Genomic DNA, 24,599 nt, shown 5'->3' on the forward strand with positions numbered 1-24,599 from the left:
CGCCACGGCCGCTATGGCTTTACCTCCACAGCAAATCCGGTCTTGACCAGTGTCGACAATCGCGCCGCATTCCAGTTGGTCAGGTGAATGCAGCCATTGGTTTCCTGGTGCCCGACGCGCGCGGGAGACGGCGTTCCGTGAATGCCCCAGTGCGGTTTCGAAAGTCCAATCCAGATGCTGCCCACCGGATTGTTGGGACCGGGCGGCACTTCGACCTTCTTCGCCTTCGCTGGCGCCTTCTTGAGGAGCCCGGGGTCGTAGGTGAAGGTCGGATTCTTCACTTCGTTGGTGATCCTCATCCTGCCGAGTTCCAAGGGATCAAGCCGCCCGCCGATGCTGATCGGGAAGCCGGCCAGCGACCTGCCGTCGCGGTCGAGCACGAAGAGCATGTGCTCGGACTTGTCGATCTCGATCGACGCCGCGGCTTTCACAACCGCTGGATCCGCGGCGCCGGCCACGTTGACAATCACGATCTCATCGCCGGCCCTGAAGCGCGCGCCCTTGTTCAGGTCCGCCAGCAGCTTCGGCGCCATGTGATGCTTTTCCGCCAACGCTTCCTCGACGGATTCGTAGTCGAGCGATTTCAGCTTTGCCCTGTCGGCCATGTCCTTCGGCGTCGCCGTGAAAGGCCCGGCAGCATCCCTCTCGGTGATGACGTATGCGGCGAACAAAGGCGCGGTGTCGTTTCTGAGGGCCGCCCAGGTGGCGGCGTCCACCTTGCCGGTGCGAGCGATGCCGCTCGCCGTCTGGTACGCGGCCACCACCCGCCGCATGTTGGCACCAAAGCCGCCGTCGATCTCGCCGGGCGAGAACCATGCGCGGTCAAGCAGGATCTGGGCACGAACCACCGCGGCGCCTCTGGCGCCCCGGGAAAGCACCGGCGTCGCAGTCGCCCCATTGAGCCGGTCCAATGCCCTGGATTCCTGCGCATCGAAGGGGCCGGTCCTGGCCGCGGCCGATGTCTTGGCAGCGCAGGCTGCCCACGATGCACCGGATGCAGCGAGTGCCCCCGCAATCAGCAGGAACTTGCGGCGAGGAGAGGTCATCGAGCGATGCCTGCGTGAGCAGATGGAAGCAGCAGCGTATCCGCACCGCAGGCAGTCACTGTCAGCGTGCGCCCCGTATGGGCGCCGTCCACAACCCAGCCCGCCCAAGTCGCGCGCGGCGCTGCCCGGTCGCGCGATGCCGTGCTACTCGTTGTGACCGTGATAAGCGACAGCAGCCCTCACCGCTCGCGCCTCGACTTGAATATCAGGTGCCGCGCCGAGAGGAAGTTGAGCACCAGTCCCGCCACGCTGCCGAGCGCGACGCCGGCCGCTGGCGCCCAGGGGCCGGTGAAGGTGTGCAGCACCAGCACGTAGACGCCGTAGTTGACGAAAGCGCCGCCCAGCATGGTCAGCAGATAGCCGAGGTACTCGCGCAGCATCGAGACGCCCGAATGCCGGGTCGCGAAGGCGTAGCGCCGGTTCAGGGCCCAGGTCGCGGTCGCGGCCGCCACGAAGGACAGCACGCGCGCGAAGTACCAGCCGAGCCAGGGCGCCGCGAGATACAGCACGCCCACATCGACCCCGAGGCCGGCGACGCCGGCGATCGCGAAGAACAGGAATTCGCGGCCCGCCTTCATGCGCGGCCGCGATGGCGCACGCCCGGGATCGAAAGGTAGCGCAAGCGCTTGGCCTCCTGCCGCCCGATGGTCACGGTATGCAGCACCACGCCGCAGACGAAGGCCAGCATCGCGCTCAGCATGGTGCCGGTCAGCAGCACCGCGGTGGGCAGCCGTGGCACCAGCCCGGTCTGCGCGTAGGTGATGGCCAGCGGCACGGCCGCCGCGATCGAGGCCAGCGCCAGCACGGTCGCGATGCCCGAGAAGAAGAGCAGCGGCCGCTCGCTCACGAACAGCTTGCAGATGGTCTTGAGGATGCGCCAGCCGTCGCGGTAGGTCGAGAGCTTGCTGTGCGAACCTTCCGGGCGCGAGCGGTAGCGCACCGGCAGCTCGGCGAAGGGCATGCGCAATTCCAGCGCATGGACCGTGAGCTCGGTCTCGATCTCGAAGCCCTCCGAGACGGCCGGAAAGGACTTGGCGTAGCGCCGCGAGAACACGCGCAGGCCTGAGAGCATGTCGGTGAGATGGCCGCCGAAGAGCCCCGCCACCGCGCCGGTCAGCAGGCGGTTGCCGAAGCGGTGCCCCGTTCGGTACGTGTGCGCGTCCTCGCCGTCGTCGACGCGCGAGCCGACCACCATGTCGAGGTTGCCGTCGACCAGCGTGTCGATCAGGCGGCGCAGCTCGCCGAGGTCGTAGGTGGCATCACCGTCGACCATCACGTAGATGTCGGCCTCGACGTCCGCGAACATGCGCCGCGCCACGTTGCCCTTGCCGCGCAGCGCCACGTGCGTCACGCGCGCGCCGGCGGCGCGGGCGACGGCCGCGGTGTCGTCGGTCGAGGCGTTGTCGAACACATGGACTTCGGCCTCGGGCAGGACCGCGCGGAACTCGTCCACCACCTGCGCGATGGCCAGTGCCTCGTTGAAGCACGGGATCACGGCAGCAATCCGCAGTGCGGTCAGTGCAGGCGGTACGGGCAGCGGGACGGGGCGCGGATCAGGGTGCTCGGTCATTCTTGTATTGCAGGATGCGATAGGCCTTGGCGCCGTCTTTCTCGTACATCAAGGCGAAATGATCGTCGAAACCAGGCTTGGTCGTGATCTGCGGCACCATCGTGTAGGGCATGACGATGGCCTCGAAGCCCAGTTTCGCGAGCTTGTGCGCCATCTCGGCCGGGGGAAGAGGAAGAAAGTCCGTGTAGCGCCACGGTCCCAGCGCGTCGCCCCAGATCGGGTTGGGCCCGTAGTAGATCGCCTCGCTCAGCGCGATCTGGTAGACGCGGCCAGTGGCGTGCTCGCGCAGGTAGTTCATGACGGCATAGCCGGGCACGTTGGCGCGCAGGAAGGCCTCCCGCGTCTCGGGCGTCGGCGACACCTTGGTGAGCGCGCGCGCGGTATGCCGGACCGACACCGCCGCGAGCGCCGCAAGAAAGACAACGACGAAGAGACTGCCCGCGCGCACCGGCCAGCCCACGCGGCCGGCCGCCGGCATCAGCCAGCGCAGCCCCGCCACGATCCAGCCGAGCAGCACCTGCCAGCCCAGCACCGCGATCAGCGCGATCAGCGGGAATGAGGCCGTCAGGTAGCGCGGATAGCGCGAGGTCAGCGCCCAGACGAGCACCGAATAGGCGCAGAAGATGATTGCCGCGTGCACGGCCGGCGAGCGCCGCCAGGCCTTGCTGAGAGGCGCGAGCACCACGGGCCAGATCAGGAGGCTGGGAAAGGCGGCATGGATGCGCACGTCGTCGATCTGGTTCTTGTAGTCGGCCAGGTTCCAGTTGCTGAAGCCGAACAGCTTGGCGCCGATGGGATTGAAGGGATCGCCCGTCATCACGGCGTTGCGCGCGTACCAGTAGATGCAGGGAAGGAGGAAGCACAGCAGCGCGACGGCCCAGACGCCCGGGCGCCGTTCGCGGCGGATCACGAACCAGGCCACCAGCGGCAGGAAGGTCAGCGCCTGGTACTTGGAGCCCGCCGCGAGGCCGAGGAAGAAGGCCGCCAGCGCCAGCCAGCGCGGGCCCTGCTCCGGCAGCGATTCGCGCCACCACCACAGGGCGGTGCAGGCCGCCAGCACGAACAGCGCGACGCCCGTGTCGATCAGGGCGTTCGAATAGTCGCCCATGCCGAGCCAGATGGCGGCGCCCGCGCAGCCCAGCACGCGGTTCAGGTGCAGCACGCCCAAGCGGTAGACCATCCACACCGACAGCCAGCCGGCCAGCGCGTTCAGGAAATGCGCCAGCACGTCGTCGCCGACCAGGAGCGCGGCGGCATAGAGCAGGTTGTAGTTGTACGGAAACCAGGGATAGCGCAGCCACTCATGGATACCGAGAGAGCCGCTTTGCGCCACCTCGCGCGCATACGGCAGGTGGTACATCAGCTCGTCGAAGGCGGCCGGCGGCGCCAGCGGCGCCAGCAGCGTCGGCAGCGCGACCAGCGCCAGCGCGACCAGGCCCGCCTTGTCGACCCATGACAGGGGCAGCCCGGGGTCGAAGGCGCGCACTTCCCGCCCCCACGCCGGGAATTGCACGCACGCCGCCGCGAAGCCGATCGCGACCAGCAGCAGCACGCTGGCGGTGTTGATCACGCCCGCGATGCCGAGCAGCTGGAACGCGCAGATGAAGACCCCGACGCCGAGCGCGGTGGCCATCGCGGTCTCGAGCCAGACGTCGTGGCGCACCGGCGAACCCATGCGCGACAGGATCGCCCGGCCGAAGCCCCAGCAGCCGGCAACAAAGATCGCCAGCGCCGCGTAATGCGCGGCAGCAAAGATCAGTTTCTGAATCATCAGAGATTGGGTGCCAGCAGCCTCTCGAGATCCGCTTCGCTTTGCTTGCGTCGCGCCGCCTGGTCCTGCAACTGGTCGTGCCCGATCTTGCCGACATTGAAATACGTCGACTCGGGATGGCTCAGGTAGAAGCCGCTGACGCTGGCGGCGGGCATCATGGCGAGGCTCTCGGTCAGGGTCATGCCGATGTCCGCGCAGTTCAGAAGGTCGAACATCGGCCGCTTCACGCTGTGGTCGGGACAGGCCGGGTAGCCGGGCGCGGGCCGGATGCCGCGGTACTTCTCGCCGATCATGTCCTCGTTGCTCAAGCCCTCGTCGGGCGCGTAGCCCCAGAGATCGGTGCGCACGCGGTGGTGCAGCGCCTCGGCGAAAGCCTCGGCCAGCCGGTCGGCCAGCGCCTTGAGCATGATGGCCGAGTAGTCGTCGAGATCGTCGACGAAGTACTTCTCCTTCTTCTCGACGCCCAGGCCGGCGGTGACGGCGAACATGCCGACATAGTCCTTCAGGCCGCTCTCGCGCGCCGCGACGAAGTCGGCCAGGCAGCGGCTCGGGCGCATGACGCCTTCGATTTCCTGCTTCTCGGTCTGCTGGCGCAGGCCCCACCAGGTGAGCGCCGCCTCGGTGCGCGACTCGTCGGTGTAGAGCACGATGTCGTCGTCGTTCTCGGTATTGGCGGGCCAGAAGCCGATCACGCCGCTGGCAGTGAGCCAGCGCCCTTCGATCAGGCGCTTGAGCATGCGCTGGCCGTCGGCATACACGCGCACGGCCTCGGTGCCGACCACCTCGTCCTTCAGGATCGCCGGGAACGCGCCCGCGAGGTCCCAGGTCTGGAAGAACGGGCCCCAGTCGATGTACTTCGCCAGCTCGGTGAGGTCGAAGTTCCGGAACACGCGCCGGCCGAGGAACTTCGGCACCGGCGGCAGGTAGTTCGCCCAGGCGATCGGCGTCTTGTTGGCGCGCGCCTTCGCGAGCGGCCACAGCGGCGTCTGCTTCTTGTTGGCGTGCTGGTGCCGCACCTTGTCGTAGTCGGCGTTGATCTCGTCGATGTAGGCGGCCGCCTGGTCGGACAGGAGCGACTGTGCCACGCTTACGCTGCGCGAGGCGTCGGGCACGTAGACCACCGGCCCTTCGTAGTGCGGCGCGATCTTCACCGCCGTGTGCACGCGGCTTGTGGTGGCGCCGCCGATCAAGAGCGGGATCTTCTTGATGCGGAAATGCTCGTCCTTCTGCATCTCGCCGGCGACGTACTGCATCTCCTCGAGGCTGGGCGTGATGAGGCCCGACAGGCCCACGATGTCCGCGCCCTCGACCTTGGCGCGCGCCAGGATCTCGTGGCACGGGACCATCACGCCCATGTTCACCACCTCGAAGTTGTTGCACTGGAGCACGACGGTCACGATGTTCTTGCCGATGTCGTGCACGTCGCCCTTGACGGTGGCGATGATGATCTTGCCCTTGGTGCGCACGTCGCGGCCCGCGGCCTCGTCCTGGCGCTTCTCTTCCTCGATGTAGGGAATGAGGTGGGCCACGGCCGATTTCATCACGCGCGCCGACTTCACCACCTGCGGCAGGAACATCTTGCCCTGGCCGAACAGGTCGCCGACGATGTTCATGCCGTCCATCAGCGGCCCCTCGATCACGTGCAGCGGCCGGCCGCCCTTGGCCAGGATCTGCTGGTAGGCCTCTTCGGTGTCTTCGACGATGAAGTCGGTGATGCCGTGCACCATCGCATGCGAGAGCCGCTGGTTCACGTGCACCGGATGCTCGGGCGTGCCGCGCCACTCGAGCTTCTTGCTCTCGTCCTTGGCACCGCTCTTGGCGGTTTCGGCCACTTCGACCAGGCGTTCGCCGGCGTCGGAGCGGCGGTTCAGCACCACGTCTTCCACGCGCTCGCGCAGCTCCGGCTCGAGGTCGTCGTAGACGCCGACCATGCCGGCGTTGACGATGCCCATGTCCATGCCGGCCTGGATCGCGTGGTAGAGGAACACGGTGTGGATCGCTTCGCGCACCGGGTCGTTGCCGCGGAAGCTGAAGCTCACGTTCGAGACGCCGCCCGACACCTTGGCGCCGGGCAGGTTCTCCTTGATCCAGCGCGTGGCGTTGATGAAGTCGACCGCGTAGTTGTTGTGCTCCTCGATGCCGGTGGCGATCGCGAAGATGTTGGGGTCGAAGATGATGTCCTCGGCCGGGAAGCCGATCTCGTCGACCAGGATGCGGTACGCGCGCTCGCAGATCTCGATCTTGCGTTCGTAGGTATCGGCCTGGCCCTGCTCGTCGAAAGCCATCACCACCGCGGCCGCGCCGTAGCGGCGCAGCAGCGTCGCGTGGTGCTTGAACTGGGCCTCGCCCTCCTTCATGCTGATCGAATTGACGATGCCCTTGCCTTGGATGCAGCGCAGGCCGGCCTCGATCACCTCCCACTTGGAGCTGTCGATCATGATCGGCACGCGCGCGATGTCGGGCTCGCTGGCGATCAGGTTCAGGAAGCGCACCATCGCGGCCTTGCTGTCGAGCATGGCCTCGTCCATGTTGATGTCGATCACCTGCGCGCCGTTCTCGACCTGCTGGCGCGCCACCGCCAGCGCTTCCTCGAACTGGCCGTTCAGGATCATGCGGGCGAAGGCCTTGGAGCCGGTGACGTTGGTGCGCTCGCCGATGTTGACGAAGAGCGTGCCCGCGCCGATCTGCACCGGCTCGAGGCCGGACAGCTTCATCGGGGGAACGAGGGCGGAAGAGGGATCGGAGGACATGGGCTCACCTGCGGAACGGGGGTCAGGCGAGCGTCGTTGCGAGCCCAAGCCTGACGCGGACTCTTCAGTGGAAGGTGCCGCGCTGCAACGCTCCTTGGGAGCCGCGGATTTTACGCCGGCTGGGCGGCCCCGGCCGCCGATGCGGGCAGGCCGAACAGCAGGTCGAAGGCCCAGTTGAAGACGAAGGTGTAGACCAGGAAGAACACCACCAGGCCCAGGTCCATCACCAGCGCCTGCCACAGGCTCACCTCCATCCACCAGGCGAAGATAGGCACCAGGAAGGCGACCAGGCCACCCTCGAAGCCGATCGCGTGGGCGACGCGGCGGCGCAGGCTGCGGCCGCGCACGGCCTGGCGCGACTCCCAGCGCTCGAACAGGGTGTTGAAAGCGAGGTTCCAGAGGATCGCGATGACCGAGGCGATGACCGCCACCACGCCCGAGTGGCCCATGCCCTGCCCCGACATCAGCGCCAGCCCGGCGCTGGCCGCGACGATGGCGAGACCTTCGTAGAGCGTGATGTAGACGACGCGGCGCTTGAGCCCTTGCATGAAATCTTCCTGTTTGGATTGGTTTGCCCCCTACTTTATGTGCGCTCCTCTGATATAAAAAGTGATCATCTTTCAGAATTATTGAAAGATCGTTGCCATGAGTTTCTCCAGCGACAACGTGCACGTGTTCCTGGCCGTGCTCGACCACGGCTCCTTTTCGGCCGCCGCGCGGGCGCTCGGCCGCGTGCCCTCGGCGGTGAGCATGGCGATCGCAAATCTCGAAGCCGAGCTGGACCTGCCGCTTTTCGACCGCAGCGGCCGCGAGCCCCAGCCGACGGCCGCGGCGCGTTCGCTGGAGCCGCAGGCGCGGCTGCTCGCGGCGCAGCTCAAGCAACTGCAGGTGCAGGCGCTGGCGCTGACCCAGGGCCTGGAGCACCGGCTCACGCTCGCGATCGCGCCCGAGCTGCTGGCCGCGCCTTGGAGCGCGCCACTGGCCGCGCTGGCGCAGGAGTACCCGCTGCTGGAAGTGGAGGTGCTGGCGGCGCCGCAGGCCGATGCGCTGGCGCTGCTGCACAGCGGCCGCGCGCAGCTGGCGCTGGTCTTCGAGCGGCCCAGCCTCGACGGCCGCGAAGGCTTTCAGGAAGTGGCCAGCGACACCATGGTGGCCGTGATGGCGCCCGACCATCCGGTGCTGGCCGCGGCCGGCGGCCGGCTGCGCGAGGAGCACTTGACGACGACGCGCCAGATCGTGGTGGCCGGGCGCGATCTCGCCACCAGCGACCCGCGCTTCGTGTTCGCGCGGCATGTCTGGCGCACCGACAACGCCTTGGCCGCGCTGAGCCTGATCACCGCCGGCCTGGGCTGGGGCTGGCTGCCGCGCAACTTCGCCCGCCCGCACGTGGCGGCCGGCGCGCTGGTGGAGATCCCGTTCGAGAACCTGTCGAACGGGCTCGACCTGTGGGTCGACGTGGTGTGGTCGCGCGAACGCCCGCTGGGGCTGGGCGCGCAGCGCTTCGTCGCGCTGATCGCGCGCAAGAAGAAGCCCTAGAGCGCTACAGGCCGCCGCTTGGCCTGCTGTCCCCCGGCGTCGTGCCGGGCGGCGCGCGGTTGATCCGGTCCAGCTGTCGTTGCCGCAGATCAGCGCCCGGCAACGCAACCGGCGGACGAGCGCCCGGCTGGCCGGAATTCATGGCCGGCGGACGCCCCGGATGCACGTCCGGCGGACGCCCCGGATGCACGTCCCGCGAACGGCCCGGATGCACGTTCGGCGGGCCGGCGTGCTCCGGCGGTCGGAAACCGCGGTCGGGGCGCGGCGGCCGGACACCGTGATCCGGCGGTGGATGCTGCCCTGGCGAAGGCCGCCAGCCCGGCTGCGGCTGCGGACGGAAGCCCGGTCCCGGATGCGCGTAGCCGGGGTCGCGCCACGGATTGGGCCGCCAGTCCGGCCGCGGAGCCGGCACCGGCCGCCAGCCGGCCACGGGCGGCGGCGGATGGTGGCCGCCCCACCAGCGCCGCTCGCCGTACCAGGGGCGGTCGCGGTAGTGGTTGCTCCAGTAGTTGCCGATCGTGAAACCGACGATCGGCACGCCGATGATGGCGCCATAGGTGGCCAAGGGCACGCGCCGGTCATCGTCGTAGGCGTAGTCGATGTTGGCGGCATAGACCCAGCCGCGCACGCCGTCGGGCAGGACCACGTCGCACCACGCATAGCCGCTGGTGCAGCCGAGCACTTCGAAAGGCTGGCCGTGGCCCAGGCGCGCCACCAGCGGGTAATCGCCCGAGGGGCCGGCACGCAGATTGACCGTGCCGCGGGCGAAAGCCTCCTGCGCCGCCGCGGCGACCGGCAGAACCAGGGCGATGGTGCCGATGCCGATCCATCGCTGGACGAGCTTGTTCATGGAATGTTCCTTTGCGCTCAGGCTACGCGCGCTCGACATGTTGTCAATCAGCCACGGCCTACCCTCAGCAACGGCCAGCCGCGCTAAAGCGTGCACCGCCCGGGTGCGTCTTTACTTCAGGCGGCTTCGGGGTAGGCCGCCGCGCGATGCAGCGCGCGGCCAGCCAGCGGTGCCACCGATCGCCCGATGGCGGCGATGTGGTCGGGCGTGGTGCCGCAGCAGCCGCCGACGATGTTGACCAGCCCGTCGGCGGCGAACTCGTGCAGGAGACGCGAGGTGACCTCGGGCGTTTCGTCGAAGCCGGTTTCGCTCATTGGGTTGGGCAGCCCGGCGTTGGGGTAGCAGCTGATGAAGGTGTCGTCGGCCACGCGCGCCAGCTCCTGGATGTAGGGCCGCATCAGCGCAGCGCCCAGCGCGCAGTTGAGGCCGATGGCCAGCGGCCGTGCATGGCGCACGCTGTGCCAGAAGGCGGTCACGGTCTGGCCGCTCAGGATGCGGCCGGAGGCATCGGTCACGGTGCCGCTGATGATGAGCGGCAGGCGCTCGCCGCTCGTCTCGAAGTACTCGTCGATCGCGAACAGCGCGGCCTTGGCGTTGAGGGTGTCGAAGATGGTTTCGACCAGCAGCACGTCGGCGCCGCCTTCGACCAGCGCCTCGACCTGCTCGTAGTAGGACGCGCGCAGCTCCTCGAAGCTCACGTTGCGCGCGCCGGGATCGTTCACGTCGGGGCTGATACTGGCGGTCTTGGGCGTCGGGCCCAGGGCGCCGGCCACGAAGCGCGGTTTGTCGGGCGTGCTGAATTTGTCGCAGGCGGCGCGCGCGATGCGGGCCGATTCGAAGTTCATCTCGCGCGCCAGCTCGGCCATCTTGTAGTCCTCCTGCGCGATGCGGGTGGCGCCGAAGGTGTTGGTCTCGATCAGGTCGGCGCCGGCGGCCAGGTAGCCCTCGTGGATGTCGCGGATCACGTCGGGGCGGGTCAGCGAGAGCAGCTCGTTGTTGCCCTTGACGTCGCGCGGGAAGTCCTTGAAACGCTCGCCGCGGTACTGCGCCTCGCTGAGCTTGAAGCGCTGGATCATCGTGCCCATCGCGCCGTCGAGGATGGCGATGCGTTCGGCCAGGATGCCGGGCAGTTGCCGGGCGCGGGTGTAGACGAGGGGCTTCATGCCCCGGATTGTAGAAAGCGCGCCATGGCCCGGCGCGCGGCCGGTTATCGCTGCTTCTTCTCGACGAAGTCGAGCACCGCTTCCAGCATGCGCCGCACCTGCGGCTGCACGCCGGCCGCGACCTCGGGCAGGTAGTCGAAGGGCAGCGTCTCCTGCATGTAGCTGGCCTGCGTCATCTCCAGCTGCACGGCATGCACGCCGGCCGCCGGGTTGCCGTACTGGCGCGTGATATGGCCGCCCTTGAAGCGCCCGTTGAGCACGCCGGTGTAGGCCGGGTTCGAGGTCGCGATGCCGAGCAGCGTGGCAGCCAGCGCCGGATCGCAGCTCGCGCCGTTGGCGGTCCCGAGGTTGAGGTCGGTCAGCCGGCCCTCGAAGAAGCGCGGCAGCACCGAGCGGATCGAATGCGCATCCCACAGCGCGATGGTGCCGTGGACGGCCTTCAGGCGGTCGAGCTCGGCCTGCAGCTGCCGGTGGTAGGGCCGCCAGACGGCATCGACGCGCGCTGCGATCTCGGCTTCGCCGGGCAGGTCGCCGGCGGCGTAGATCGGGGTCTTGTCGAAGGTGTCGACCGGGCACAGGCCCGTGGTGTCCTGGCCCGGATAGAGGTTCTGGTTGTCCGGCGGGCGGTTCAGGTCGACCACGTAGCGCGAATGCGTGGCGACTAGCACAGAGGCGCCGAGCTCGTCGGCGAAGTCGTAGAGGCGTTCGAGGTGCCAGTCGGTGTCGGGAACGCGGCGCGCCTCGTCGGTGAAGCACGCCGCCAGCGCGGCAGGCACATGCCTGCCGACATGCGGCATCGAGATCAGCAAGGGGCGCGTGCCCTGGCGGAAACGGAAAGCGGGCTCGGTGGTTTCGAAGGTCATGGTGTCCTGAGCAGTTGGGAGCGCGCGGCGACGAAGGCCGCGGCGGCTTCGGAATGAAGAGGATGGCGCCCGGCCGCGACGCGCGGCCGGCCCGCGACCCATACCGTGTCGACGGCGCTGGTGCGATGGCTGGCGAACACATGGGCCGAGAGCATCTCGGCGGCGGGCAGGCCGGCCAGCGACGGATGCTGAGCGTCGAGCGCCATGAAGTCGGCCTGCTGGCCGGGCGCCATGCCGGAGACTGCGCGGCCCGATGCCTGCGCCCCGCCCTGCACGGCCGCCAGCGTCATCGCGCTTGCCACCGAAAGCTGCGCTGCATCGGCGCCGACATTGCGCTGGCGGGTGGCCAGCCGCTGGCCGTATTCGAGCATCATCAATTCCTCGGCCGCGTTGACGCAGGCATGACTGTCGGAACCCACGCCCCAGCGGCCGCCGGCCGCGCGCCAGGCGCCGAAATCGAAGATGCCGTCGCCCAGGTTGGCCTCGGTGGTCGGGCACAGGCCCGCGACCGCGCCGCTCGCGGCCGCGCGCCGGTATTCGTCCGCATCCATGTGCGTGGCATGCACCAGGCACCAGCGCGCGTCGACCTCGGCATGGTCCAGCAGCCAGGCGACCGGGCGCTGGCCGCTCCAGGCCAGGCAGGCATCCACCTCGGCGGTCTGCTCGGCGATGTGGATGTGGACGGGCGCGGTGGCATCGATCGCGTCCAGGCCTGCCAGCGCCTCGCGCAGGCCCTCGGGCGGCACCGCGCGCAGCGAGTGCGGCGCCAGGCCGAGCCGCGCGCCCTGCGCCTCGCACAGCGGGCGCAGGCGCTCGAGCAGGCGCAGCATCGAATCGGTCGCACGGATGAAGCGGCGCTGGCCTTCGTTCGGCGGCAGGCCGCCGAAGCCGCTGGCCTGGTAGAGCACCGGCAGCAGCGTGAGGCCGATGCCCGCGCGCGCGGCGGCGCGCAGCAGCGCGAGTGCCAGCTCGGCATCGTCGGCATAGGGCCGGCCGTCGACGTCGTGGTGCAGGTAGTGGAATTCGCAGACCGAGGTGAAGCCGGCCTCGAGCATCTCGATGTAGAGCCAAGTCGCGATGGCTTCCACCTGCGCGGGCGAGATCTGTGCGGCGAAGCGGTACATCAGCGTGCGCCAGCTCCAAAAGCTGTCTTGCGCCGCGCCGCGGAATTCGGTGAGCCCGCCGAAGGCGCGCTGGAAGGCGTGCGAGTGCAGGTTGGGCATGCCGGAGATCAGGGGGCCCGCGGACACGGGCACGTCCCGCGGCGCCACGGCATCGGGCTGCACCTGCGTGAGCCGGCCCGCATCGTCCCAACTCAGCAGCACGTTGCGGCGCCAGCCGGCGGGCAGCAGCGCGTCCTTGGCGAAAAGAGTCTTCTTGCTCATCGGGCTTTTTCTATGCAATGCGTCCCTGCCGCACGATGCGCCTGGCGGCGCGCCGGCCGAACCAGTAAGCCAGTTCCGCCACGTCGCGGGCGTCCCACAGCACGAAGTTGGCCGGCGCGCCGACGGCGATCGCACCGTGCGTTTCCTGCAGGCCCAGCGCGCGCGCGGCATGCACCGTCACGCCGGCCAGCGCCTCGGGCACGGTGAGGCGGAACAGCGTGCAGGCCATGTTCATCATCAGGAGCAGGCTCAGCGCCGGCGAGGTGCCGGGGTTGTGGTCGGTGGAAACGGCCATGGGCACGCCCGCCGCGCGCAGCGCCTCGATCGGCGGCAGGTGGGTGTCGCGCAGCGTGTAGTAGGCGCCGGGCAGCAGCACGGCGACCGTGCCGGCATCGCGCATCGCAGCGATGCCTTCGGCCGAGAGATGCTCGACGTGGTCGCACGAGAGCGCGCCGTAGCGCGCCGCGAGCGCCGCGCCGCCCATGTCGGAGAGCTGCTCGGCGTGCAGCTTGACCGGCAGGCCGAGCGCCTGCGCGGCCTGGAACACGCGCTCGGTCTCGGCGAGCGAGAAGGCGATGCGCTCGCAGAACACGTCGACGGCATCGACCAGCCCTTCGGCCGCGAGCGCCGGCATCATCTGGTTGCAGACGAGCTCGATGTAGTCGCCGCTGCGCCCCGCGTATTCGGGCGGCAGCGCATGGGCGCCGAGGAAGGTGGTGCGCACGGTGACGCCATAGTCCTCGCCCAGCCGCCGCGCCACGCGCAGTTGCTTGCGTTCGTGCTCGAGCGAGAGGCCGTAGCCGGACTTGATCTCGATCGCGCACACGCCGTCGGCCAAGAGCTGCTCGAGCCGCGGCGCGGCCTGGGCATAGAGCATGTCTTCGTCGGCCTCGCGCGTGGCGCGCACCGACGACACGATGCCGCCGCCGGCCTTCGCCACGTCCTCGTAGCTGGCGCCCGCGAGCCGCATCGCGAACTCGTTGGCGCGCTGGCCGCCATAGACCAGATGCGTGTGGCAATCGACCAGGCCGGGCGTGACGAGTGCGCCGGCGCCCTCGTGCCGCGGCAATCCTGCGCACTCCGCCGGCAACGAGGCCGCGGCGCCGATCCATCGGATCATGCCCTGCTCGACCACGACGGCAGCCTGCGTGCCCTCGGGCAAGTCTGCATAGCGCAAGGCGCCGGGCGCAAGAAACAGGTCGGTCCACAACCCGTCGGCGGACGCAAGGGAGGCAGCGGGCGATGTCATTCTCAGGTCTCCGGGTTGTCCGTGCGGCCGTGGCATGGATCGAAGCGAACGGCCAGGAGCCGCGCATCGGCGCCGTCGGGCCTGGCATGCCACGCATGCGGCGCATCGGCCCACCACAGGCCTTCGCCCTCGGCGCAATCGATGGTCGACACGCCGTCGAGCTCCCACTGTCCGCGCAGCGCGAGCAGCATGCCGTGGGTCGCGCTGTCCAGCAGCGCCGCGCTTTCCAGCACCTGGAGCTTCGCATGCCAGCGCCCGCGGCGCACCATCGCGTTGAAGTCGCTCGACGCACCGCCCAGCAGCGAGCAGGCCAGCGGCACATCGCCGCTGAAGGCAAAGGGGCGGTGCAGGGTCGCAAGGCGGTGGTCGATCGCACCATCGGCCGAGCGCAGCTGCACGCCGTCGCCGGCCAGCAGCATGATCGTGCGGTCGACGCCCGGGAACACCGAGAACGGACCGCTCGCGGCAATGGTGGCGATGGACAGGCGCCACTCGAAACGCCCCAGCCCCGCGCCGGGCGGCCAGCAGGCGATCTCGCGCGTGCTGCCGCCGCCGTTCTTCCACGGCGTGACGGGCAAGGCGGCGGTGTCGAAGGCGTGCAGGCTCATTGCGTCGCGCTCACTCGGGCTTGATGTTCTTCTTCTTGATCACGTCGGCCCAGCGCGCGGTTTCGGTCTGGATCGTCGCAACGATGTCCTGCGGCTTGCCGCTGCCGGGCTCGAGGCCGAGCACGCCGAACTTCTCCTTCATCTCGGGCTTGGCCAGCACGCGCGCGCTTTCGGCGTTGAGGCGATCGACGACGGCCTTGGGCGTCGCAGCCGGCGCCATCAACGCGTACCACGACACCGCCTCGAAGCCGGGCAGGCCCTGCTCGGCGATGGTCGGCAGCTCGGGCATCGCGGCCGAGCGCTTGAGGCTGGCGACGCCGAGCGCGCGCAGCTTGCCGGACTTGACGTGCGGCAGCACGGCCGACATCGAACCGAACATCATCGTCACCTGCCCGCCCACCACGTCGTTCAGCGCCGGCCCGATGCCCTTGTAGGGGACGTGGATCAGCTGCACATCGGCATCGAGCGCCATCAGCTCGCCGGCCAGATGGGCCTGGCTGCCGGCGCCTGGCGATGCGAAGCTCAAGCTGCCGGGCTTCTGCTTCGCGAGCGCCAGCAGCTCCTTCACCGACTTCGCCGGCACGGCGGCATTCACGACCAGCACGTTCTCCACCGTCGCGAGCATCGCGACCGGCTGCAGCTCCGAGGCCTTGTACGGCAGCGAAGGAAAGAGGCTCGGATTCACCGCGATGTTGCCGACCGGCACGATGCCCAGCACGTAGCCGTCGGGCGCGGCCTTGGCGATCAGGTCGACGCCGATGTTGCCGGCGGCGCCGACCTTGTTCTCGACCACGAAGGGCTGGCCCATGATCTCGGTGAGCTCCTGTCCGAGCACGCGGGCCACCACGTCGGCCGGACCGCCCGGCGCGAAGGGCACGATCAGGTGGACCGGCTTGGCGGGATAACTCTGAGCTTGCGCGCCCAACGGCATGGCGAGCAGCAGCGGCAAGAGGAGGGCGAGACGGCGCTTGATCATCATCAGAGTTCCTCGAAGGGTGGAATGTCACGTTGGGCGATCGCCGCGAGGACTTCGTAGTCTGCGGGATCGGGCACGGCGAAGCCTGCAAGCAGCAAGCGTTCCGTGACGGCTGCAAGCTCGGGTGTCTTGGCTGCGGCTTGCAAAGCATCGCGCAGGCGCGCGAGCTCGTCGGGCGAGAGCGCCGCCGTCGCGACCAGCGGCGGGATCGGCATCGCCTCGGTGCTGGCGACGATGCGCACCTGTTGCGCCAGCGCCGGTTCATTGCGGCGCAGCAGGTCGTGGTAGTAGCTGTCGAGCGGTCCGACGTCGATGCGGCCCGCGGCCAGGGCTTCGATGACGCCGCGCGCGTGGATGAGATTTCCCACGGCGCGGGCGTAGAGCCGAGGGCCGTGCGTGGCGCGGTACGGCGCGAGATGGTTGCGAAACGCGACGCCGCCCGACATCGAGTCGGCCAGCGTGTAGCCCGCCACGGCGCCGAAGGTGTCCTCGAGCCGTTCGTACTTCGAATCGGCGCGCACCACGATGTCGGTGAAGTAGATCGGCCGGCCCGCGTAGCGCGCCGGCGACGGGATCGCCGCCGCGATCAACGTGGGCCGCGGCGCGCGCTGCGAGAACGGCAGGCCGCACATCATCGCGAGGCCCAGGTCGTCGCGCGCCCACAGTGCGGAGAGCGGGGCCGGGGCGTCGTAGTCGATCACCTCCCAATCAAGCCCGGCGTGCGCGAGCACCCACGCCAGCAGCGCTTTCCAGTCGGCACGCGCCGAGGCGGTGGCCGAGTACATGCGCGCGTTGGCGACCGGCGTCATCGATCTCAGCGAAAGCGCAGCTGCTGCCCGAGGCCCATGGTCTTCGCCTTCGCGAGCATGGCCGCGCCGAGCGCGATGTCCGACAGCGACAGGCCGCGGTGCCAGAAGAGATTGGTCTCGTCCTCGCTCTCGCGACCGGATTTGAGGCCGGCCACGATCTGGCCGAGCTCGGCATGCAGCGTCTTCTCGGACAGCTTGCCGCTGTCCACGTGCGCGCGCAGCGCGCCGAAGGGGCCGGCCTTGGCCTGGCCCCAGTCGTCCATCACCATCTTGTCCATGATGTCGGTCAGCGAGAGCTCGACCGCGCTCATGGTGCCGTAGGGAATCACGCAGGCGCCCTTCTTGATCCACTCGGTCTTAAGCATCGGCGCGGGCTTCTCGAGGCGCGAGGCCTCGACCACGATGTCGGCGCCGCGCACGCAGGACTCCCAGTCTTCGGTGACGGTGATCTTCATGCCGAGGTCCCGTTCCAGGCGGGCCGCGAAGGCATCGCGGCTCTCGGGCCGGCGCGAATGCACGCGGATCTCGTCGAAGTGGAAGATCGAATGCAGGAGGCGCACGTTCCAGTACGAGGTGCCGCGCGCGCCGATGTGGCCGAGGATCTTCGAATCCTTGCGCGCCAGGTGCTTGGCGCCGATGGCGGTGATCGCGCCGGTGCGCATGTCGGTGATGTCGGAGGCATCGATGATGGCCACCGGCACGCCGGTCTTCGGGTCGAAGAGGTTGAGCAGCGCGAGCTCCGAGGGCAGGCCCTTCTCGTAGTTGCGATAGAAGTCGCCCACCACCTTCACGCCCGCCACGCCGAGCGGCCGGATGTAGCCGCGCAGCACGTTGAAGTGGCCCGGGTAGTCCTTCTCGGGCACGAGGTGCATGCGCGGCTCGATGGTGGTCTGGCCGCGGCCCTGGGCCAGCAAGCCCTCTTCCACCGCGGCGACGATCTCGGCGTCGGTCATCGCCAGCGCCTGGACGTCGAGATGGTTCAGGTAGTGCAGGTAGATCTCGGACATGCTTTCGTCCTCACTTGACCATCGGCAGCTTCAACGCGTGCTTCTTCGCCGTGGCGACGGCCTGTTCGTAGCCCGCATCGGCGTGGCGCATCACGCCGGTGGCCGGATCGTTCCACAGCACCCGCTCGATGCGTTTCGCTGCTGCGTCGGTGCCGTCGCAGACGATCACCACGCCCGAGTGCTGCGAGTAGCCCATGCCGACGCCGCCGCCATGGTGCAGGCTGACCCAGGTCGCGCCGCCGGCGGTATTGAGCAGCGCGTTGAGCAGCGGCCAGTCGGACACGGCATCGGAGCCGTCCTTCATCGCTTCGGTCTCGCGGTTCGGGCTCGCGACCGAGCCGGTGTCGAGATGGTCGCGGCCGATCACGATCGGCCCCTTGAGCTCGCCCGACTTCACCATCTCGTTGAAGGCCAGGCCCGCCTTGTGGCGCTCGCCCAAACCGAGCCAGCAGATGCGCGCCGGCAGGCCCTGGAACGCGATGCGTTCGCGCGCCATGTCGAGCCAGCGATGTGTGTGCGTGTTCTCGGGGAACAGCTCCTTGATCTTGGCGTCGGTCTTGTAGATGTCTTCCGGATCGCCCGAGAGCGCGACCCAGCGGAACGGGCCCTTGCCTTCGCAGAACAGCGGCCGGATGTAGGCCGGAACGAAGCCGGGGAAATCGAAGGCGTTCTTGACGCCTTCGTCGAAGGCGACCTGGCGAATGTTGTTGCCGTAGTCGACGGTCGGGATGCCCATGGCCTGGAAGTCCAGCATGGCCTGCACGTGCACCGCGCAGGACTTGGCTGCCGCCTTGCGCAAGGTGGGGTGCTGCGTGGCATCGGCCTTCGCGGCCTCCCATTGCGCCAGCGTCCAGCCGATCGGCAGGTAGCCGCTCGCGAGGTCGTGCGCCGAGGTCTGGTCGGTCACGAGGTCGGGCTTGATGCCGCCCGCCTTGGCGCGCTTCACGAGCTCGGGCAGCACTTCGGCCGCGTTGCCCAGGAGGCCGATCGACACCGCCTCCTTGGCCGTCGTGTGCTGCTGGATCAGCGCAATCGCATCGTCGATGTCCTTGGCCTGCTTGTCGAGATAGCGGGTGCGCAGGCGGAAGTCGATGCTGGCCTGCTGGCACTCGATGTTGAGCGAGACCGCGCCGGCGAGCGTGGCCGCCAGCGGCTGCGCACCGCCCATGCCGCCGAGGCCGGCGGTCAGGATCCACTTGCCCGAAAGATCGTCGTCGTAGTGCTGGCGGCCGGCCTCGACGAAGGTCTCGAAGGTGCCTTGCACGATGCCCTGGCTGCCGATGTAGATCCAGCTGCCGGCAGTCATCTGGCCGTACATCATCAGGCCCTTGCGATCGAGCTCGCTGAAGTGCTCCCAGGTGGCCCACTTGGGCACCAGGTTCGAGTTGGCGATCAAGACGCGCGGCGCATTCTCGTGCGTCTTGAACACGCCCACCGGCTTGCCCGATTGCACCAGCAGCGTCTCGTCGTCGTTGAGCTCCTTCAGCGTCGCGAGGATCTGGTCGAAGGAAGCCCAGTCGCGCGCGGCGCGTCCGATGCCGCCGTAGACCACCAGGTCCTGCGGGCGCTCGGCGACCTCGGGGTCGAGGTTGTTCTGCAGCATGCGAAACGGCGCTTCGGTGAGCCAGCTCTTGCAGCTGAGCGTGCTGCCGCGCGGCGCGCGGACCACGCGGCTCGCGTCATGGCGGGGATCGCTCTTCTGGGCAACGAATGGGTCGGGTGCGTTCATGACGAAGTGTCCTTTAGATGACGGAACGGTGTGTGTGTGTCAGGCCCGGCTGGGCAGGATGGCTTGCAGGGCTTCGGGCCAGCGGCCCCGGCGCGCCCACTGGCGCATGGATTCGATGTCGGGCGCGAGGAAGCGGTCCTGGTCGATGAAGGCGACGCGCTCGCGGATGGCGGCGAATTCGGCTTCGAGCAGGGGCGAACTCTTGGGGCCTCTTTTCAACTCGATGCCCTGCGCGGCGGCCATCGCTTCGATGCCGACGACCACCGCCGTGTTCTCCACCATCTCGGCCAGGCGCCGGCCGGCGAAGGTGGCCATCGACACATGGTCTTCCTGGTTGGCCGAGGTCGGCAGGCTGTCGACGCTGGCCGGATGCGCGAGCGACTTGTTCTCCGACGCCAACGACGCGGCCGTGACCTGCGCGATCATGAAGCCGGAGTTGACGCCGCCGTCGCGCACCAGAAAGGGCGGCAGGCCCGAGAGCCCGCTGTCGAGCAAGAGCGCCATGCGCCGCTCGGAAATGGCGCCGATTTCGCTGACGGCGAGCGCGATGATGTCGGCCGCGAAGGCCACCGGCTCGGCGTGGAAGTTGCCGCCGGAGATCACGTCGCCGTTGTCGAACACCAGCGGGTTGTCGGATGCGGCGTTCGCTTCGGTGCGCAGCACGCGCGCCGCATGCGCGAGGTTGTCGAGGCAGGCGCCCATCACCTGCGGCACGCAGCGTACCGAATAGGGGTCCTGCACGCGCCCGCAATCGGCATGCGAGGGGATGATCTCGCTGCCTTCGAGCAGCGTGCGCACCGCGGCGGCCACCGCGATCTGGCCCGGCTGGCCGCGCGCGGCGTGGATGCGCGCATCGAAGGGCTTGATCGAGCCCTGGATCGCCTCGAGCGAGAGCGCGCCCGCCATCAGGCCGGCCGCGAACACGTCCTCGGCGCCGAACAGGCCGGCAAGCGCGAGCGCCGTGGATACCTGCGTGCCGTTGAGCAGCGCCAGCCCTTCCTTGGGGCCGAGCACGAAGGGCTTGAGCCCGATGCGCGAGAGCGCCTCGGCGCCGCCGATCACCTCGCCTTCGGGCGTCGTGACCTCGCCCTCGCCGATCAGCACGCAGGCCAAGTGCGCGAGCGGCGCCAGATCGCCCGACGCGCCCACTGAACCCTTGGACGGAATGCGCGGCAGCAGGCCGGCATTGCCGAGGGCGAGCAGCGCGTCGACGATCTCGGGCGCGATGCCCGAGTGGCCGCGCGCCAGGCTCACCGCCTTGGTGGCGAGCACCAGCCGCACCACGCCATCGGGCAAGGGCGTACCGGTGCCGGCGCTGTGCGAGAGCACGAGGTTGCGCTGCAGCTCGGCCAGGCGCTCGTGCGGAATGGTGGTCTGCGCGAGCTTGCCGAAGCCGGTGTTGATGCCGTAGACCGTGTCGCCGGCCTCGACGATCCTGCGTACCGTCGCCTGGGAGGCGAGCAGGCCGGCGCGCGACGCGGGATCGAGCGCCAGCTGCACGCCGCCGACATGGATGCGGCGCAGCGCGGCGAGGTCGACCTCGCCGGGCGTGAGCACCAGGGGCGGGAGGGAGAGAGAGGCGTTGTCCATGCGGATCCTGTCTATACAAGTAGTGCGGTGCGAGAACGAAGAGATGCTCTTCCCCGTTCAACCGAATGAGGGATTTCCGTCGGCGCGGAAGCGGCTGCCCAGCCGGTAGCGCGACGCGGGATGCAGGCAGCGCACCATCGTCACCGGCACGCTGCGCGTCCAGGTGCGGCGCGTGAGCAGCAGGCAGGGGTCGGTCACCGGCATCGCGAGGCGCTCGGCCTGCTCGGCCGTGGGCAGCACCGCATCGACCACGTGCTCGATCTGGTCGAAGGGCACGTTGCGCACCAGGTACTCGCTGGGCGATACCGCGGAGAAATCCTGCTCGAGGAAGGTCGGCACCGCGTGCGGATTGACGTGGCGGTCTTCGAGCTGCACCGGGATCTCGTTTTCCAGATGCAGGCACACGGTGTGAAAGACCGACTCGCCGGGGCGCAGGTCGAGCCACACGGCGACATCGGGCGAGGCCGCGATGCGCTCGGCCACCAGGAATTCGCAGCGGTAGTCGTGGCCGCGCACGCGGATCTCGCTCGCGATGTTGGCGATCTGCAAGAGCGTCGACTGCGGCTTGTCCTCGGCCACGAAGCTGCCCACGCCGGCCACGCGCACGATCCGGCCCTGCTCCACCAGCTCGCGCAGCGCGCGGTTGACCGTCATGCGCGCCACGCCGAACTGCGCGACCAGCTCGCTCTCCGAAGGCAGACGATGGCCGGCCGGCCAGGAGCCGTCCTGGATCTTGTGCGTGATGAAGGCCTTGACCTGCTCGTACAGCGCGAGTGCGGGCTGCGGCGGGCGGGCCTTGCGACTGTTCATCTCAATGCTCCACCGCCGCCATGGACTCCGCGCGGATCTCCTCCGTCAGTCGCGCCTTGATCTCCATGAACTCGGGCGAGGTCTTGATCGTGTAGTGGCGCGGATGCGGGAAGTCGACCGCGATCTCGCTCTTGATGCGGCCGGGCCGCGCGCTGAACACCGCCACGCGGTTGGCCATGAAGATGGCTTCGTCGATGTCGTGGGTGACGAAGAGCACGGTCTTCTGCGCTGACTCCCAGATACCGAGCAGGAGCTCCTGCATCAGCACGCGGGTCTGGTTGTCGAGCGCGCCGAAGGGCTCGTCGAGCAGCAACATCTTGGGGTCGTTGGCGAGCGCGCGCGCGATCGCGGTGCGCTGCTGCATGCCGCCCGAGAGCTGCTTGGGGAAATGGTTCTCGAAGCCGCGCAGGCCGACCTTGGCGATGAAGTAGTCGCTGCGCTCCTTCTGCTCGGCCTCGCTCATGCCGCGCTCGCGCAGGCCGAAGCGGATGTTCTGCGCGATGGTGAGCCAGGGGAAGAGCGTGTAGCTCTGGAACACCACGCCGCGGTCGGCGCCCGGGCCTTCGATGGTCTGGCCGTCGAGCAGCACGCGGCCTTCGGTCGGATAGTCGAGGCCGGCGACGATGCGCAGCAGGGTCGACTTGCCGCAGCCCGAGGGGCCGAGGATGGTGACGAAGTCGTTCTCGCGCACTTCGAAGTCGATCGGCAAGAGGGCCTGCGTGCTCTGGCCGCGCGTGCCGGTGAAGGTGCGGGACACGCCGCGGATCGAAAGCTGGTTCATCAGATCGTGCTCCATGCGAACAGGCGGCGGTTCAAGGCTTTGAAGGCGAAGTCGGAGATGAGGCCAATCACGCCGATGACGATGATCCCGAAGATGATCTGGCCGGTGTTGAGCAGCGCCTGGCTGTCGGTGATCATGTGGCCGATGCCCGAGGACGAGCCGATCAGCTCGGCCACGATCACGTAGGTCCAGGCCCAGCCCAGCACCAGCCGCAGCGTCTCGGCGATGCCCGGTGCGGCGCCCGGGATCAGCACCCGCGCGACGATGCCGCGGCTGTTGGCGCCCAGCGTGTACGCAGCCTCGACCAGGTCGCGGCGCGCGCTGCCGACGGTGACGGCCACCATCAGCGTGATCTGGAACACCGAGCCGATGAAGATGACCAACAGCTTCTGCGCCTCGCCGATGCCGGCCCACAGGATCAGCAAGGGAATGAAGGCCGAGGCGGGCAGGTAGCGGCAGAAGGAGACGAAGGGCTCGAAGAAGGCCTCGACACTCTTCCAGGTGCCCATCGCGATGCCCAGCGGCACGGCGACGATGGCGGCCAGCACGAAGCCGCCGAACACGCGCCACACCGTCATGCCGATGTCGTGGATGAAGTTGTACTCGGTGAAGAGCGAAACGCCTTCCTTGAGCATCGTGACCGGGCTGGCCAAGAAGGTCGGCGACACGAAGCCGCCGAGCGTGAAGAAGGTCCAGACCGCCACGAAGAGCACGAAGAAGCCCAGGCCCAGCAGCCAGCGCGCACGCGCGCTGACGGGTTCGAGCGGCGCGAGGGCGCGGCGCCGGCGCGGCGCCGGCTCGGTGGCGGCCGGGCCGGCAGAGACTGCCGGCTTGGAAGCGTTGATGACGGGCGTCGCGTCCATGCTTGCTGCTCGCTCTTACTTGATGAAGCGGGTGTCGAAGGTGACCGAGAGATCCTCGGGCGCCTTGCGGATCACGCCGGCCTCCAGCAGGATGCCTTGGGCGTCCTTCATGAAGGGCACGATCTCGCCGGCGAAGAACTTCTGGTTGGCCGCCTTGTCCGACCAGCGCAGGTAGGCCGAGGACTTGGCGAACTGCTCGCCGGACTGCTTGACGGCCGCGCCCATGATCTCGTTCGACTTGGCAGGATCGGCCTTGATCATCTCGATGGCTTCGAAGTACGAATCGGTCAGGGCCTGCGCCGCCTTGGCGTTGGCCTTGAGCCAGGTCGGCGCGCAGCCCACCGTGTCCATCACCATCGGGTAGTCGAGCGTGGTCGCGAGGATCTTGCCGGCCGCCGGGTTGGCGCGCACGGTGGAGAGGTAGGGCTCGTAGGTCATCGCGGCGTCGTTCTGGCCGGCCACGAAGGCCTGCGCAGCGGGCTGCGGCTCGAGCGAGACCAGCTTGACATCCTTCATCGTCATGCCGTTCTTGTTGAGCATCCAGGCCAGGCCGAAGTAGGGCGCGGTGCCCGGCGCGCTGACGCCGATGGCCTTGCCCTTCAGGTCTGCGAAGCTCTTGACGTCGTTGCGCACGGCCAGGCCGTCGGCACCATAGGACTTGTCCATCTGGAAGATCTGCACGATCGGCACGCCGTTGGCGTTCCAGGCCACATGGGTCTCGACCGTCGTCGCCGCGCACTGGATCGCGCCCGAGGCCAGGGCCAGGTGGCGGTCCTTCTGCGGAATCATCTTGATCTCCACGTCCAGCCCGTTCTTCTTGAAGATGCCGGCCTTGTCGGCCAGGGTGAGCGGCGCAAAGCCGGTCCAGCCGGACATGCCGAGGGCGATCTTGGTTTCCTGCGCGTGGGCGCTCGCCGCCATGCCAGCGACACACACGCCCGCCGCCAGCAGCGAGGCGATTTTTCCGACCGTCTTGACCATCAAGGTTCTCCTGTTGCGTTTCAAAAAATCTTCGATCGCCCCTGCTGCCCCATGACAGCGCTCAGCAGGGCGCCGAGTGTGATTCACTGCCATGCACCTGTATATACAGGTTAACCCGAAAATGCACCCCGCATGGCGTCGGTCGTTGCCCGCTCCCGGTGCGCGAGCGGACAGCCATGCACCAAGAAGCTGTCTAGACAGGGCTGCAGAACAGCGAACCCGAGCGCAACCGCAAAGCCCGTGCCAGCCGGATGTCGCCCGC

At 68.6% G+C, this 24,599-nt stretch carries 22 protein-coding genes and 1 riboswitch; of the genes, 1 reads left to right on the forward strand and 21 read right to left on the reverse strand.

Annotation, left to right across the window (positions count from 1 at the left end; all coding sequences use genetic code 11):
* Window positions 1–11 precede the first annotated feature (11 nt).
* The 6 genes from AC3A6B_RS18205 to AC3A6B_RS18230 form a co-directional block, all read right to left on the reverse strand.
* Window positions 12–1,046, reverse strand: a complete 1,035-nt coding sequence (locus AC3A6B_RS18205) for a L,D-transpeptidase family protein (protein WP_487838068.1) — start codon at window positions 1,044–1,046, stop codon at window positions 12–14.
* Window positions 1,047–1,225: 179 nt separating this feature from the next.
* The gene (locus AC3A6B_RS18210; RefSeq protein ID WP_487838069.1) at window positions 1,226–1,624 is read right to left on the reverse strand and encodes a GtrA family protein; all 399 of its coding nucleotides are present in this window, start codon (window positions 1,622–1,624) and stop codon (window positions 1,226–1,228) included.
* A complete protein-coding gene (locus tag AC3A6B_RS18215; RefSeq protein ID WP_487838070.1) occupies window positions 1,621–2,616 on the reverse strand; it encodes a glycosyltransferase family 2 protein in 996 nt (331 codons plus the stop codon). The genes AC3A6B_RS18210 and AC3A6B_RS18215 overlap by 4 nt, the downstream gene beginning before the upstream one ends.
* Window positions 2,600–4,387 (reverse strand): ArnT family glycosyltransferase, encoded by a 1,788-nt coding sequence (locus AC3A6B_RS18220; RefSeq protein ID WP_487838071.1) that lies wholly within the window; start codon window positions 4,385–4,387, stop codon window positions 2,600–2,602. Before AC3A6B_RS18220 ends, AC3A6B_RS18215 begins: the two co-directional genes overlap by 17 nt.
* Complete coding sequence (metH, locus tag AC3A6B_RS18225) at window positions 4,387–7,137, reverse strand: methionine synthase (RefSeq protein WP_487838072.1); 2,751 nt, start codon at window positions 7,135–7,137, stop codon at window positions 4,387–4,389. Before metH ends, AC3A6B_RS18220 begins: the two co-directional genes overlap by 1 nt.
* Window positions 7,138–7,158: 21 nt before the next feature.
* A riboswitch (S-adenosyl-L-homocysteine riboswitch) is annotated at window positions 7,159–7,237 on the reverse strand.
* Window positions 7,238–7,247: 10 nt separating this feature from the next.
* A complete protein-coding gene (locus tag AC3A6B_RS18230; RefSeq protein WP_487838073.1) occupies window positions 7,248–7,685 on the reverse strand; it encodes a PACE efflux transporter in 438 nt (145 codons plus the stop codon).
* 97 nt (window positions 7,686–7,782) lie between these two features.
* Here AC3A6B_RS18230 and AC3A6B_RS18235 point away from each other — a divergent pair, with 97 nt between their 5' ends.
* Window positions 7,783–8,673 (forward strand): LysR family transcriptional regulator, encoded by an 891-nt coding sequence (locus AC3A6B_RS18235; protein ID WP_487838074.1) that lies wholly within the window; start codon window positions 7,783–7,785, stop codon window positions 8,671–8,673.
* 4 nt (window positions 8,674–8,677) lie between these two features.
* Here the strand turns inward: AC3A6B_RS18235 and AC3A6B_RS18240 are convergent, their stop codons facing one another.
* From AC3A6B_RS18240 to AC3A6B_RS18310, 15 genes are all read right to left on the reverse strand, one after another.
* A complete protein-coding gene (locus AC3A6B_RS18240; RefSeq protein ID WP_487838075.1) occupies window positions 8,678–9,523 on the reverse strand; it encodes an SH3 domain-containing protein in 846 nt (281 codons plus the stop codon).
* Between the two features lie 116 nt (window positions 9,524–9,639).
* Window positions 9,640–10,686 carry a homocysteine S-methyltransferase family protein gene (locus AC3A6B_RS18245; protein ID WP_487838076.1) on the reverse strand — a complete coding sequence of 349 codons (1,047 nt, stop codon included), beginning with the start codon at window positions 10,684–10,686 and terminating at the stop codon, window positions 9,640–9,642.
* Window positions 10,687–10,730: 44 nt separating this feature from the next.
* The gene (gene hutG / locus AC3A6B_RS18250; RefSeq protein ID WP_487838077.1) at window positions 10,731–11,549 is read right to left on the reverse strand and encodes an N-formylglutamate deformylase; all 819 of its coding nucleotides are present in this window, start codon (window positions 11,547–11,549) and stop codon (window positions 10,731–10,733) included.
* Window positions 11,546–12,934, reverse strand: coding sequence for a formimidoylglutamate deiminase (locus AC3A6B_RS18255; RefSeq protein ID WP_487838078.1), 1,389 nt, complete (start codon window positions 12,932–12,934; stop codon window positions 11,546–11,548). Before AC3A6B_RS18255 ends, hutG begins: the two co-directional genes overlap by 4 nt.
* A 10-nt stretch (window positions 12,935–12,944) precedes the next feature.
* Window positions 12,945–14,183: an imidazolonepropionase gene (gene hutI / locus AC3A6B_RS18260; RefSeq protein ID WP_487838079.1), complete on the reverse strand. Its 1,239-nt coding sequence runs from the start codon at window positions 14,181–14,183 to the stop codon at window positions 12,945–12,947.
* Between the two features lie 2 nt (window positions 14,184–14,185).
* A complete protein-coding gene (locus AC3A6B_RS18265; protein ID WP_487838080.1) occupies window positions 14,186–14,791 on the reverse strand; it encodes a HutD/Ves family protein in 606 nt (201 codons plus the stop codon).
* Between the two features lie 10 nt (window positions 14,792–14,801).
* Entirely contained in the window at window positions 14,802–15,770 is a 969-nt protein-coding gene (locus AC3A6B_RS18270) for a Bug family tripartite tricarboxylate transporter substrate binding protein (RefSeq protein ID WP_487838081.1), read from the reverse strand.
* Complete coding sequence (locus AC3A6B_RS18275; protein ID WP_487838082.1) at window positions 15,770–16,576, reverse strand: phosphate/phosphite/phosphonate ABC transporter substrate-binding protein; 807 nt, start codon at window positions 16,574–16,576, stop codon at window positions 15,770–15,772. The genes AC3A6B_RS18270 and AC3A6B_RS18275 overlap by 1 nt, the downstream gene beginning before the upstream one ends.
* A 5-nt stretch (window positions 16,577–16,581) precedes the next feature.
* On the reverse strand, window positions 16,582–17,583 hold the full coding sequence (locus AC3A6B_RS18280; RefSeq protein WP_487838083.1) for an ornithine cyclodeaminase family protein: 1,002 nt from the start codon (window positions 17,581–17,583) through the stop codon (window positions 16,582–16,584).
* A 10-nt stretch (window positions 17,584–17,593) separates the two neighbouring features.
* Window positions 17,594–19,312 (reverse strand): urocanate hydratase, encoded by a 1,719-nt coding sequence (hutU, locus tag AC3A6B_RS18285; RefSeq protein ID WP_487838084.1) that lies wholly within the window; start codon window positions 19,310–19,312, stop codon window positions 17,594–17,596.
* 39 nt (window positions 19,313–19,351) lie between these two features.
* The gene (gene hutH / locus AC3A6B_RS18290) at window positions 19,352–20,902 is read right to left on the reverse strand and encodes a histidine ammonia-lyase (protein ID WP_487838085.1); all 1,551 of its coding nucleotides are present in this window, start codon (window positions 20,900–20,902) and stop codon (window positions 19,352–19,354) included.
* A gap of 57 nt (window positions 20,903–20,959) precedes the next feature.
* On the reverse strand, window positions 20,960–21,712 hold the full coding sequence (gene hutC / locus AC3A6B_RS18295; RefSeq protein WP_487838086.1) for a histidine utilization transcriptional repressor HutC: 753 nt from the start codon (window positions 21,710–21,712) through the stop codon (window positions 20,960–20,962).
* A 1-nt stretch (window position 21,713) separates the two neighbouring features.
* Entirely contained in the window at window positions 21,714–22,493 is a 780-nt protein-coding gene (locus tag AC3A6B_RS18300; RefSeq protein WP_487838087.1) for an ABC transporter ATP-binding protein, read from the reverse strand.
* Complete coding sequence (locus AC3A6B_RS18305) at window positions 22,493–23,356, reverse strand: ABC transporter permease (RefSeq protein ID WP_487838088.1); 864 nt, start codon at window positions 23,354–23,356, stop codon at window positions 22,493–22,495. Before AC3A6B_RS18305 ends, AC3A6B_RS18300 begins: the two co-directional genes overlap by 1 nt.
* Window positions 23,357–23,371: 15 nt before the next feature.
* Window positions 23,372–24,337 (reverse strand): ABC transporter substrate-binding protein, encoded by a 966-nt coding sequence (locus tag AC3A6B_RS18310; protein ID WP_487838089.1) that lies wholly within the window; start codon window positions 24,335–24,337, stop codon window positions 23,372–23,374.
* Window positions 24,338–24,599 lie beyond the last annotated feature (262 nt).

It is taken from the genome of Variovorax sp. Soil_C_33, assembly GCF_057656935.1.